The organism is Clostridium sp. AM27-28, assembly GCF_003480955.1.
In the GTDB taxonomy this organism is placed as follows: domain Bacteria; phylum Bacillota; class Clostridia; order Lachnospirales; family Lachnospiraceae; genus Otoolea; species Otoolea fessa.
On the sequence record NZ_QUJT01000005.1, the window covers coordinates 212,478 to 223,262 of the forward strand.

At 45.5% G+C, this 10,785-nt stretch carries 22 protein-coding genes; 18 read left to right on the forward strand and 4 right to left on the reverse strand.

Annotated elements, in window-relative coordinates:
- Positions 1 to 490: 490 nt before the first annotated feature.
- Together DW720_RS07735 and DW720_RS07740 are read right to left on the reverse strand one after the other, a co-directional pair.
- Positions 491 to 928, reverse strand: a complete 438-nt coding sequence (locus DW720_RS07735; RefSeq protein ID WP_243099717.1) for a hypothetical protein — start codon at positions 926 to 928, stop codon at positions 491 to 493.
- Between the two features lie 41 nt (positions 929 to 969).
- On the reverse strand, positions 970 to 1,521 hold the full coding sequence (locus tag DW720_RS07740) for a helix-turn-helix domain-containing protein (protein WP_118749465.1): 552 nt from the start codon (positions 1,519 to 1,521) through the stop codon (positions 970 to 972).
- A gap of 159 nt (positions 1,522 to 1,680) precedes the next feature.
- On the opposite strand from DW720_RS07740, the gene DW720_RS07745 reads away from it, so the two are divergent.
- The gene (locus DW720_RS07745) at positions 1,681 to 1,905 is read left to right on the forward strand and encodes a DUF739 family protein (RefSeq protein ID WP_118749466.1); all 225 of its coding nucleotides are present in this window, start codon (positions 1,681 to 1,683) and stop codon (positions 1,903 to 1,905) included.
- 199 nt (positions 1,906 to 2,104) lie between these two features.
- Here DW720_RS07745 and DW720_RS07750 read toward each other — a convergent pair whose 3' ends face one another.
- Positions 2,105 to 2,620 carry a hypothetical protein gene (locus DW720_RS07750; RefSeq protein ID WP_118749467.1) on the reverse strand — a complete coding sequence of 172 codons (516 nt, stop codon included), beginning with the start codon at positions 2,618 to 2,620 and terminating at the stop codon, positions 2,105 to 2,107.
- Positions 2,621 to 2,779: 159 nt separating this feature from the next.
- Here DW720_RS07750 and DW720_RS07755 point away from each other — a divergent pair, with 159 nt between their 5' ends.
- Both DW720_RS07755 and DW720_RS16140 read left to right on the forward strand, forming a co-directional pair.
- Entirely contained in the window at positions 2,780 to 3,523 is a 744-nt protein-coding gene (locus DW720_RS07755; RefSeq protein WP_118749468.1) for a phage antirepressor KilAC domain-containing protein, read from the forward strand.
- 78 nt (positions 3,524 to 3,601) lie between these two features.
- Complete coding sequence (locus DW720_RS16140; protein WP_270224425.1) at positions 3,602 to 3,727, forward strand: hypothetical protein; 126 nt, start codon at positions 3,602 to 3,604, stop codon at positions 3,725 to 3,727.
- Here the strand turns inward: DW720_RS16140 and DW720_RS07760 are convergent.
- Entirely contained in the window at positions 3,724 to 4,356 is a 633-nt protein-coding gene (locus DW720_RS07760; RefSeq protein WP_118691826.1) for a hypothetical protein, read from the reverse strand. The two genes, DW720_RS16140 and DW720_RS07760, sit on opposite strands and share 4 nt — an antisense overlap.
- Before the next feature lie 142 nt (positions 4,357 to 4,498).
- Between DW720_RS07760 and DW720_RS07765 the strand changes: the two genes are divergently transcribed.
- The 15 genes from DW720_RS07765 to DW720_RS15730 form a co-directional block, all read left to right on the forward strand.
- Positions 4,499 to 4,777 (forward strand): hypothetical protein, encoded by a 279-nt coding sequence (locus DW720_RS07765; RefSeq protein ID WP_118691827.1) that lies wholly within the window; start codon positions 4,499 to 4,501, stop codon positions 4,775 to 4,777.
- Positions 4,778 to 5,022: 245 nt separating this feature from the next.
- The gene (locus DW720_RS15725; protein WP_182434351.1) at positions 5,023 to 5,166 is read left to right on the forward strand and encodes a hypothetical protein; all 144 of its coding nucleotides are present in this window, start codon (positions 5,023 to 5,025) and stop codon (positions 5,164 to 5,166) included.
- 59 nt (positions 5,167 to 5,225) lie between these two features.
- A complete protein-coding gene (locus tag DW720_RS07770; RefSeq protein ID WP_118472815.1) occupies positions 5,226 to 5,471 on the forward strand; it encodes a hypothetical protein in 246 nt (81 codons plus the stop codon).
- Positions 5,472 to 5,567: 96 nt separating this feature from the next.
- Positions 5,568 to 5,759, forward strand: coding sequence for a hypothetical protein (locus tag DW720_RS07775; RefSeq protein ID WP_118523740.1), 192 nt, complete (start codon positions 5,568 to 5,570; stop codon positions 5,757 to 5,759).
- 13 nt (positions 5,760 to 5,772) lie between these two features.
- Complete coding sequence (locus DW720_RS07780) at positions 5,773 to 6,033, forward strand: hypothetical protein (RefSeq protein WP_118749469.1); 261 nt, start codon at positions 5,773 to 5,775, stop codon at positions 6,031 to 6,033.
- Positions 6,034 to 6,040: 7 nt separating this feature from the next.
- Positions 6,041 to 6,232, forward strand: coding sequence for a hypothetical protein (locus DW720_RS07785; protein ID WP_118749470.1), 192 nt, complete (start codon positions 6,041 to 6,043; stop codon positions 6,230 to 6,232).
- Complete coding sequence (locus DW720_RS07790) at positions 6,213 to 6,539, forward strand: hypothetical protein (protein ID WP_118749471.1); 327 nt, start codon at positions 6,213 to 6,215, stop codon at positions 6,537 to 6,539. Before DW720_RS07785 ends, DW720_RS07790 begins: the two co-directional genes overlap by 20 nt.
- Before the next feature lie 125 nt (positions 6,540 to 6,664).
- Positions 6,665 to 7,150 carry a siphovirus Gp157 family protein gene (locus DW720_RS07795; protein ID WP_118749472.1) on the forward strand — a complete coding sequence of 162 codons (486 nt, stop codon included), beginning with the start codon at positions 6,665 to 6,667 and terminating at the stop codon, positions 7,148 to 7,150.
- A gap of 11 nt (positions 7,151 to 7,161) precedes the next feature.
- Positions 7,162 to 7,842, forward strand: coding sequence for an ERF family protein (locus tag DW720_RS07800; RefSeq protein WP_118749473.1), 681 nt, complete (start codon positions 7,162 to 7,164; stop codon positions 7,840 to 7,842).
- Positions 7,843 to 7,878: 36 nt separating this feature from the next.
- The gene (locus DW720_RS07805) at positions 7,879 to 8,421 is read left to right on the forward strand and encodes a hypothetical protein (RefSeq protein WP_147355506.1); all 543 of its coding nucleotides are present in this window, start codon (positions 7,879 to 7,881) and stop codon (positions 8,419 to 8,421) included.
- 1 nt (position 8,422) lies between these two features.
- Entirely contained in the window at positions 8,423 to 8,692 is a 270-nt protein-coding gene (locus DW720_RS07810; protein WP_243099718.1) for a phosphoenolpyruvate carboxykinase, read from the forward strand.
- Positions 8,693 to 8,839: 147 nt separating this feature from the next.
- Positions 8,840 to 9,214 (forward strand): hypothetical protein, encoded by a 375-nt coding sequence (locus DW720_RS07815; protein ID WP_243099719.1) that lies wholly within the window; start codon positions 8,840 to 8,842, stop codon positions 9,212 to 9,214.
- Positions 9,215 to 9,218: 4 nt separating this feature from the next.
- Positions 9,219 to 9,647: a hypothetical protein gene (locus DW720_RS07820; protein WP_118749476.1), complete on the forward strand. Its 429-nt coding sequence runs from the start codon at positions 9,219 to 9,221 to the stop codon at positions 9,645 to 9,647.
- Positions 9,640 to 10,368: a DUF6291 domain-containing protein gene (locus tag DW720_RS07825; protein ID WP_118749477.1), complete on the forward strand. Its 729-nt coding sequence runs from the start codon at positions 9,640 to 9,642 to the stop codon at positions 10,366 to 10,368. Before DW720_RS07820 ends, DW720_RS07825 begins: the two co-directional genes overlap by 8 nt.
- A 16-nt stretch (positions 10,369 to 10,384) precedes the next feature.
- A partial coding sequence (locus DW720_RS15730; RefSeq protein ID WP_182436529.1) for a hypothetical protein occupies positions 10,385 to 10,785 on the forward strand: 401 nt, incomplete at its 3' end.

A 10,785-nucleotide genomic window follows, 5' to 3' on the forward strand; every position in this document is an offset into this window, starting at 1 on the left:
AAAATACCCCTAGCGTCATCACATCCCTTATGGTGGGAGGATTACTGCTAGGGGTATACTCTCAAGCTAGCGCATTGCAAAAAGCAATGATTAAATTCTTTTGTACCACATATGTGGTATCATTAATTTACCCCAAAACAGTAAAAATGTCAATAGTGTATAAAAAAATATTAAAAAAATTTGTTTTAGTCCTGTTTTTTATGCACAATATCAATAGGATGTTGTGGAACATAAAAAGCGCCTAAATCTCAATTCAATCAGTTCCATCGGATATCCCGTGCAATCACAGAACTGGCTCTGCGTGCATCCGGAATAAGCTTGCAACAAATCCTCCGATATAAGCAGTTGAGCCGCAAATAAAAATTTACATTCATGTCGGATCTCGTCGGCAGTTAATAAAGAGATATTTTTTAATAAAACCCCTGCTTTTTTATCAAATGTAATTTGAGCATTTATGACATCATGTATATTCTCCTTAGATTCTAATTTACTATATTTTCTCGATTACCGCCAGATACGGTTCAAATATAATCAGATATCCATCCAGCTCCGTATAGCATCCATACTTTTCGCGGTAACACTCCAGCGCCTCTTTCAGAAAATCCTCTGACACTTCCAGGCACTCTGCCAGTTCGTGTAGGTTGCGGCAATGCTTTCGGTAGCCCTGAATGATGCCAGAAAGTCCGATGCGCTTATTGTAAGCCCACAGACGCGCCAAGCGTTCCTGCTTTCTATCCATCACGGAATCCTGTTCGATAATACGGCCTACTGTTGTATGATGGTGTCCAAGCTCCTCGGCCAGGACACAGGACTTTTGCCTGTATGTCGGTATATCCTGTCTGATAGCAATTCTTTTCCCTTTAATTCGTCCATCGCTGACTTTCAGAGGCTTTTCCTTAACTATTAGCCCTTCTGCTTCAGCTTCCATCAGTAAATCCTCATAATTCACTATAAATCGCCTCGCTTATATTAAAAGTTCGGATCATCCATAATATCATCATCGTGTTTAGCCGAGAGTTCTTCGGTGTCGATGTCGGTTCGCTCATGCGCTGCATCCGGCATGAGGTGGTATTGTTCTTCCTCCATCTTCTGGATGGCTAGGAGGTTATCGGAGTAATTAACCACTTTTTTCTTGTTTGTGTCGGAAAGCTGGTTGTAATTATCTATCAGGCGTTTCTGATTGCCGTGAAACTTCTCGACATTTTGAGCTATTTTAGCAAGCGTATCATCGGAGGCTTCTTTACCGATGCAATTTTCGTCATATTGTGTCCAGTCTGTTGCATTCATAGGAACGTCATAACCCATTAGCCATGTTTCCGATACATTTAACGCTTGGGAAAGAGCGGTTAGTTTTTCTTGACCTGGCAAAACTTTTCCAGATACATATTGGGACAAATCATTTCGTCCCATTTTTATTCCGAGTTCTTTACAGTATGGTTCTGCTTTTTTTAAGATATCAATTTGCCTGAGATTATAAAGTCGCATTACTTCTTTTAATCGGGCAGAGGTTGTAGTTTTCATGCTGTTTTTCCTCCTATATTGATACATTGATAATAACATGGCTTGAACAAAAGTTCAATACTTAAATTCAAAAAAATTGAACAAAACCATTGACAAGAAACTGATACATTGCTATTATAAAGATGTTCAATGATATTGAACGAAAGGCGGTGATATAAATTGGCGTATGATTATAGGAAATTAAAGGGACGGATAGTTGAGATTTATGGGAAACAGCAACTTTTTGCCTTGGCAATGGGGTGGTCTGAACGAACATGCTCTCTTAAATTAAGCAATCGTGTGTTTTGGAAGCAGCCAGAAATAACACAAGCAGCTAAATTGCTTAAAATTAAAGAAAGCGAAATTCAGCAATATTTTTTTACCACAAAAGTTCAACAATATTGAACTTCAAAAAAGAGGTGCATGACATTGTAGGTTGTGGAGCAGGGGAGGTGAGAAAAGGTGCCACATTTTAGTGAACCGATATTTACTGAAGCGAATAAAACCAAGATAGAGGCAGTTCTATATCAAGCTATGTTTGACGAAACAATAAGACTTCGAAAGTGTCACAGCCGATTGGAGCGCCGAGAAATAAGAGAATTTCTCATTTCAGCATATCGTGTATGTATGGAAAGAAATCTTGAAAATAAAGATCCAGATATTTTTCAAGACAATATGCAGCAATTACACCAATAAGCCAATAAAGCAGGTTAATGATGGCTTTGGCAATATCTGGAATTTCGATTTCAAAATGTTCAAGAATGTTTTTTGGTAAAAAAATCCAATAAAAAGGATTTATGCTTTGTAACATTCGAAACATATAGACACCTATGGTTTTCTGAAAAATGATTTCTAAAGCATGATAAGAATCTTTTCGATGCAAGGAATTTGAGATGTAATCTTTGGTAGCTTGAGTAATTCCATTGGTTCTTATGGTAGAAATAATAATCTTCTGGGTTCCAGCTGAATTAAATAATGATGTTGCAAACGGGCAGTACAAAGAAAGATTGCTAGGTTGCTTTTTAAAAATGTGAAAAATAAAGAGAGTGCCGATAAGCCTAAAAAAATTTAAGGTGAATTTAAGTACAGAAATTCCGGCGATAGCAAATATCAAATACATAATAAAGTCCTCCTTTTATTATAGAAGTATAACACTGGGGAGCTGTAGAAGACAAGAAAGTGGTGAAAAAGATGAGAGAGAATCCTGCGAATGCTCAGATGTCATTAGCTGAGTAGTGGGAATTCTGTTCGCAACAACTGAAAGGAGAGTGAAATAGTGATGACTGATTTAATGAAGGTTACATACGAAACAGGACAGCCAACCGTATCAGCGAGAGAACTGCATGAGGGCTTAGGAATTGAAACGCCATTTAAGAAATGGATTGACCGTATGTGTGAGTACGGATTTGAAAACAGGAAAGACTTTTGGACAAAAATGTCCGAAAGTACAGGTGGTCGCCCAGCAACAGATTATGACATTACCATAGATATGGCAAAGCAGATCTGCATGATCCAGCGTAGCGAAAAGGGCAGACAGTACCGTGAGTATTTCCTGGAACTGGAAAAAGCCTGGAATTCACCGGAACAGGTATTTGCTAGAGCATTGCAGATGGCGGATCGGACAATCAATAGTCTGAAAGATCGTTGCCGTTTCCTTGGCGGTCAGATTACAGAACAGCAGAAAGTAATCGAGGAGTTACAGCCGAAAGCCTCTTACTATGACATGATTCTCCAGTGTAAGGAGCTGATTGCGACAACCGTGATTGCGAAAGATTATGGTATGTCTGCAAAAAAGTTCAATAAGATGCTCCATGATTTTGGGGTTCAGTTCAACCAGAGTGGTGTCTGGATGCTGTATGCGAAGTATCAGGGAAGCGGCTATCTGAAAACTAAAACACATAATTATCCAGATGCGGAAGGTGTTCAGCATTCAAAAGAGCATTCCTATTGGACGCAAAAAGGGCGTCTGTTTTTATATGACCTGTTGAAGCGGAATGGGGTGTTGCCCTTGGTTGAGGCGTAAATCTTTTGTAGCAGAGGGCGTATTCCGATGGAGGGAGGTGAGAGGGATGAACCAAGCAGACAGAAGGGAGGCGGAAAAGTGAAAAAGGGCGTGATATTTTTCTTGCTTGCGCTCTCCGTATTAATGATTCGTTCGGAATACGGAGATTTGCCAGCAAGTTTGTATGGAATTTTTATGGGATGGACTTTGGGAAGAGCTGATTAAAAACTTTTAGATCCAAGTTGTACACCAATATAAGAAATAATACAAAATCCAATACAATAGAACAAGAGAGACGACCAAGTCACGGGAGAGAATGCGGCGCTAAGAAACGCGCCTGGAAATAAATACAGAAGAAACAAATACCCCCAAATAGTACGAATCTTATCAATGAGTGTTTTTCGCCTAAACAATTCGAAAGCATTAATATGTGGATATCCAAGTTTCCTTTTTAGAGATTCATAATCTACATAAACTTGATATTTGATTTGGCGAAGTATTTCTTGATGATTTTGCTTTAATAGTAGTGCTTGATGAAAGTCTTCGGTAAGCTGATGCAGTTGAGGAAAGACCAGTTCATAGTGTTTGCGCAAAATAATCTGCATTCGGTTTGAAAGTTTTATTAAGCTTTGGCAGTCAAGTTTTGAGATGTCTTGAACAAAAAGAAGTTTATACAATGGTAAATATACCTTTTCAAGTTGCTCTTGATTGATTGCCTTGTGTCGGGGATTATTTGAAGCATATCGCCCCATTACATAGGAAATGGCGGTTGAAAGAATAAGTTTGACCCATATAATCAGAGATTCGAAGGATATAGGGTATTCAGCGATGATATGTTGAAAAAATTGTTTCATGAAATTCTCCATTCTAGTGTAATTAGACTTTGATGGAAGCCTATGAATTCAGTATAGGGCAAGTAGAGAGAAAAGACAATGGGGGAGTTCCTGTGAGTGAACTGTTGGGGTAAAGCTGGCAAGTAGAAGGGAGGTGAGAGGGATGAAGAAAGAACAGGACGCCGGCAAGAAGAAGAATCCACATCCGTGGAGAACGTGGATCCTTTTATTAGCAATTATTCAGATTCTGACAGTGTTTCAGATGTGGCAGATGAACCAGAAGATTTGGAAGGCTTTGGTTCAGCAGAGCCGGGATGTGATTCAGCTTGGGGATCGTTTGAGCGATCATCTGAGGAATGAGAATCGTCACGTTGAAGCAATGAATCAGCTGCTTGAAAGGGAGAAGCATCTGCTGGAGAGGTATTTGAATCAGAATAGATAGCCTCTAAAAGCTCGATGATTTTTAAACTCGCCTCGTATTGTTTGCGCTGGTTTTCGATCACTTCATCATTTTGCTGAATGAGTTTAGCGGTGTCTTCCATTTTCTCTTGGTGGTGTTGCTCTTGCCAGGTGGAGGGCGATTGGTTTTGGAAATATGAGGCAAACCAAAGCATTAGAGGTATTAGAATGCTACCGATTAAAAACTGCTACCCAAATTTGGGTAGCGATAATCACGGAGGTTAGGATATGGTTGATTACCAAATTTCTATAGATATGGCGAGAACAATGAGTATAGCTGTGATAAACATAGCCGCAGTAACGTTGGCGGTCAGAGAACATTATTTGGCTGCATGGATGATGTGGGGAGTAGCGGCGTGGCTCTGCGTGTAACCATGCATTTTGTCTTTAAGATAAATTGAGACGAGACAGAGAAAGTGAGGTGGATTTGAATGAGTAAATCAATCGTAAAACGACCGGAATATTGGTTCTGGATCAAGGATTGGGTATCTGCCATTAAAAACCGTACCGGATGGACGGATGAGGAGCTGGCAAAGCGAATCGGCACAGGAAGCCGGAACCTGCAGTATATTGTCGGCAGACCGCCATCAGGGCGTGTTCTGCTGGTGTTCCGCCTGATGGCATTGTACATAGAGAAAACCGGGCGGAATCCGATGGATAAGGATTCGGTGGCATGAGAAAGTCGTGTAGTACCTGCCGGAGTTGCTGGCGGTGTATGGAATCAGATCGGGAATACCCGTGCAAAGATTATAAGAAGAAAGTGAGGAAGCGTGATGAGAAGAGAACTGAAATGCATGGAACTGAGAAGTCAGAACCAGCGGATCATTGAGGTGCTGGGCGAGGAACTGAGTAGAGCACAGGCAGATCTGCAGTTTGCTTGGCGATTAGCCTTTACCGGTCTGGCGATTGCAGCGGTGGCGACCGGGGCGATGGTGGCGATCGCGCAGGCGGCGGGGATGTTCTAAAGGAGGGATAGACATGGAGACGGCAGTAGTTTGTATTCCGATTTCGGAAGGTCAGATAGAAAGATTAAAAGCGTTGTATCCGGTACTCAAGGAAGAAATTTTAAAAATATATCCAGATTTTGATGAGATGATTTCTGTTGATTGGATAGAGACCTTAGAATTCATTTTGAATCGAGAGCAGAACAAAGGTACTGTTCGTACCCTGATTGACACACTTCTTACGTATGAAGAAGCGCGGCAGAAATCGGCGGATGAGCTGGGACACACGGAGTAGGGAGCGAATGATGAGCAGGAGAACCAACGGAACCAACCGTGCCGGGGCGATGGTAAACGCCAGCCGGTACACCGGTTATGGGAAACCAAAGAAAAAGACCGCCAGCTTGGCAGAGCTGAACGGTCACATTAATAAAAATATTAACAGCTTAATTATATCAAGAGATTCGGGAGGATGCAATGGTAAAAGCAACATTTAAAGGTAAAAGGGAGCCGATGGAGCTGGAGGGGGATATGATCCTTGGTACCACGATCCAGTATGATGCAATCAGAGATTCAGGGGCGTTTATCATCGGTGATGTTAAATTTTCAATTCTTCCGGGAGCCCTGGCAAGAATGGCGGCGGCGCTTCTGAAAGCGTATTTTTCGGGAGAAGAGCTGGAGAAAGCGTATGCAGATTTCCATACAACATTTCTTGCAGCTGCGGAAGCAGCACGGGAGGAGGATTCCGATGAAGAAGAGCTTGCAAACAAGAAAAAGGAGTTACAGGATGCTGGAAAGATGTGACTGCTGCGGCGCATATCTGGAAGGCAGTGGTCGGGCTTGTGAGGAGTGCCTGAAAGACATGAAACACAGAATTAACCATAGAAATCAGAGAAATGAAAATAGAGTACAAGAGCCGGAGGTAGTTTATGAATCTGTATGAGATTGATGCCCGCATCATGGAAGCGTTTGAGGCGGCGGTCGATGAAGAGACGGGGGAGATTGTAAATGAAGAGGCTTATGCGGCGCTGGATGCGCTGCAGGAAGCCAGAGACGAGAAGATCGAGAATGTCCTGCTCTGGATTAAGGATCTGAAAAGCGATGCGGAGCAGCTGAAAAATGAGAAGAGGGTGCTGGAAACACGCCAGAGAGAAGCCGAGAGAAAGGCGGATTCGCTGCAGGAGTATGTTAAAAGAGCATTGGACGGTCAGAAGTTTAAGACAAGCAGAGTGGCGGTGTCGTACCGTGCCAGCAAAGCGATTGAATACGCCGGAGATATCAATGCACTTCCGGAAGCGTTCATCCGCCGCAAGGATCCAGAGTTGAATAAGACAGCGCTGAAAGAGGCGCTGGACAAAGGCGCTGAGATTCCTGGAGTATCGATTGTAACCCGTAGCAACATGATTATTAGATAGGTGGCAGAGATATGGGAGAGACGAAAAAGAATATCTTCCAGACGATAGCAGCTGTCATGGAAGATGTGGGAGTGGTCGGGAAAGATTCGTTAAATGAGCAGCAGAAATTCAAGTATCGCGGCATTGACGCGGTCATGAATGCGCTGAATCCGGCATTTATTAAGCATCATTTGTTTGTTGTCCCAGAGGTTATGGATCAGACGCGGGAGGAACGCAGAACTGCAAAGGGCGGGATGCTTTTATATTCGGTCTGCCGTATGAAATATACGTTCTACGCCGAGGACGGCAGCCACATAGAGGCGGTGGTAGTTGGCGAAGGGATGGACAGCGGCGACAAAGCAACCAATAAAGCAATGTCGGTTGCATTCAAATATGCCTGCTTCCAGGTGTTCTGTATCCCGACCGAAGAAATGAAAGATCCGGATGCGGAGACGCCGCCGGCTTCCGAGAAAGCCCCGGAGTTGGCAACCGAAGCGATGAGGAGCGTATTCCTGAAAGAGTGCGACAGAATCGGAAAAAGTCCGAAATGTATTTTGAAAGCAATCGGCGTAGACTCGTTGGAACACCTGACGGTGGAACGATTCCAGAGCGCGATGAAGAGTTTTAAGAACACGCCGGATAAATCCAAAGGGGAAGTAGATCCAGCCACGGTGCCGCCGGAGGATGAAACGAGCGGTCTTCCGTTCAATTAGCCTATGGAGAGCAAAGGAACTTTAAAAGATGTGTCGATGGACTGGAAAACCAGTCGGATGCGGCTGACGTTTGAGCTGGAATCGGATGTATCGTCGTTGATTGACAAGATTAAGGACAAGCCCCTGCGGATCATTGCAAAGCAATGGCGGGAGAAGCGGAGCCTGGATGCGAATGCATATTACTGGGTGCTTCTCTCACGGCTGGCGGAGGCGGCAGACATTTCTAAGCCACGGGCACACAATCTGATGCTTCGCCGGTACGGTCAGAATCTCATGATTGCCGGTCAGATGGCGTATTTGGTTGTGCCGGACACGACCGAAGCGGAAGAGACGGCGCTGGAGGCGGAAACCTTCCACATCCGTCCAACTTCGCAGGTTAAGCAGGGCAAGGATGGGAAAGCATACCGTACATATACGGTGCTTGCCGGATCCAGTACCTACGATACAAAGGAAATGAGCGAGTTGATAAACGGGCTGGTAGCGGAATGCAAGGAGCAGGGGATTGAAACCCTGCCGCCGGATGAGCTGGCCCGGATGATGGCAGAGTACGAAGAAAACCACAGGAAAGAAGATACATAGTGTGCTGGTGGATGATCTGCAGCATTGCATCGTGACGGGAAGCCCGGAGGTGGCAATGCATCATGTATTTAACGGTCCTTGCCGGAGTCTGTCGGAGCGATATGGCTTTATCGTTCCGCTCCGGCCAGACTGGCACAATATGACGCCATACAGCGTCCATATGAATCAGGAGTTTGATGAGCATTTGAAACGTCAGGCACAGGAGTATTATGAGGCTCACATCGGCAGCAGACAGCAGTTTATTGCCGAGTTTGGCAAAAGCTATTTATAAGATACGTTAGCCTATGGCTTATGTATAGTAACCCGTTGAAAGCATCCTATACGCGCTTACCGTGTTATATATTACCGAACCTTTACAGGATGCCATTGGTTTACCGGGAGGGAGACCGACCCTCCCGCTCCGGAAGGAGGAAGAGATTTGTCGGAAAAGAAATTGACAGAAATGGAAATCTTTACCAGTGCTTTATACAATGCGCTGGGGGTAGGACATAAGAACGCGCAGACCCGCAGGGAGCTGTGCAAGCGCCTCGGATGCAGCGATCGGATGCTCCGCAAGGGAATAGAGATTCTGCGGCTTGATTATGCGATTCTGACCCGTGACGATGGCAAGGGCTATTACCTGCCGGAGACAACGGATGCGGGGCGGGCAGATGCCAAGCGCTGGTCTAAGCGGCAAGATCGCCGCGTGCAGGCAATCCGCGCAGCACAGGCGGGAGCACTTAAATTTGCGACGGGATGGAAAGAGCCGAAGGGCATATATGGACAGATTAGTATGTTCAGGGATGGAGGATAGCAGGATGGGGAAGGCACAGAGGGAAAAAGGAAAGCGCGGCGAGCGTGAACTTGCGAGCATTCTGCGGGACTATGGATATAATTGCCGCCGGGGTCAGCAGTATTGCGGGACTTCCGGCGATGCGGACGTGATCGGGCTGCCGAATGTACATATCGAAGTAAAACGAGTGGAAGAGCTGAGACTCCGGAAAGCGCTGCAACAGTCCTCAAGGGACGCCAGGGCGGGCGAGATTCCGGTGGTAATGCACCGGCGCAACTATGAGCCGTGGCGTGTGTCCATGTACCTGCAGAACTTCCAGCGGATGTATTCGGACGACATTTTCGACGAACTGAAAGCACGGATCCGCGGTGGAATCATTACTCTGCTGTTGGATACATGGATCTGCTATTACCGGGACTGGCAGGCGGGAAAGGAGATGGGCTTGGATGAGTGATAAGAAGTCTTTTGTCATGTATGAGAGCTGGGGCGCTGCCATCGAAAAGATGAGCAACGAGCAGGCGGGCGAACTCATTAAAGCGATCTACGCCTATCAGAAAGACCCGGATGCTGTTCCGGAGGATCCGGCACTGGCGTTTGTGTTTGAGCTTATCAAACAGCAGCTGGATACAGACAGCCAGCGCTACAAAGAAGCGTGTGCAGCCAGATCGGAAGCAGGAAAGAAAGGCGGAAGACCGAAAGCAAATGCTTCTGATAAAAAGCAAATGGTTTCGGAGGAAAGCAAAAAAAGCAAATGCTTTTCTGAAAAAGCAAAAAAAGCTGATAATGATAATGAGTATGATAATGATTTAAAAGAAAACACCATAGATGGTGTTAAAGAAAAGCGCTTCGCGCCTCCCACCCTGGAGAATGTGAGTGGATATTGCCGGGAAATGGGTTACACGAACGTGGATGCAGCACGCTTTATTGACTTTTACACCAGTAACGGCTGGATGGTCGGTAAGAATCGCATGAAGGACTGGAAAGCCGCGGTTAGAAATTGGGACAGGAGAGAAAAAAATCCGCAGAGGCAGGATGGGGCCGCCGAAGTCGCCAAGAAGAACCGCTTTCACAACCTGGAAGAACATGGTTACGACTACGATGCGATGGTGTGGGGCATGGTGGGCGCAGCGGCGCAGGGCGAGGCTGGAAGCGCTGTGGAACCCGGTACGGGATGAAGGGAGTTAGAGGACGATGAAAAGCATGGATGAACGCCGGGCAGCCATCAAGAAGCAGCTTCGGGGCGGCAAGAGAAATACCCTTCGGGAGCTTTCGGAAGCGATTGGCGAGGAACGGGAGAGAACCAGAGCTGCGGTAAAGAAAATGTGTGCTCTGGGCGAACTGATTCAGGAGGGCGATGGTGTGCGCGGTCAGAAAGCGGTTTACCTGCTGACGCGTGTAGGCGAGGAGGAAAACGACGAGGAACTGGACAAGCCAGATAATCGTCGGATGGTAGACGGCATCTGGCCGGATGAACTGGAAAAGACCAGGAACCGCGTGCAAGTCGAGGATACGCTCAAAGTAATGCTGCTTGCCGACACCCGTACCAAAGGCGAGGTGCGGACCGTGCGCCGGACGGTTCGGGTAATCAGCAA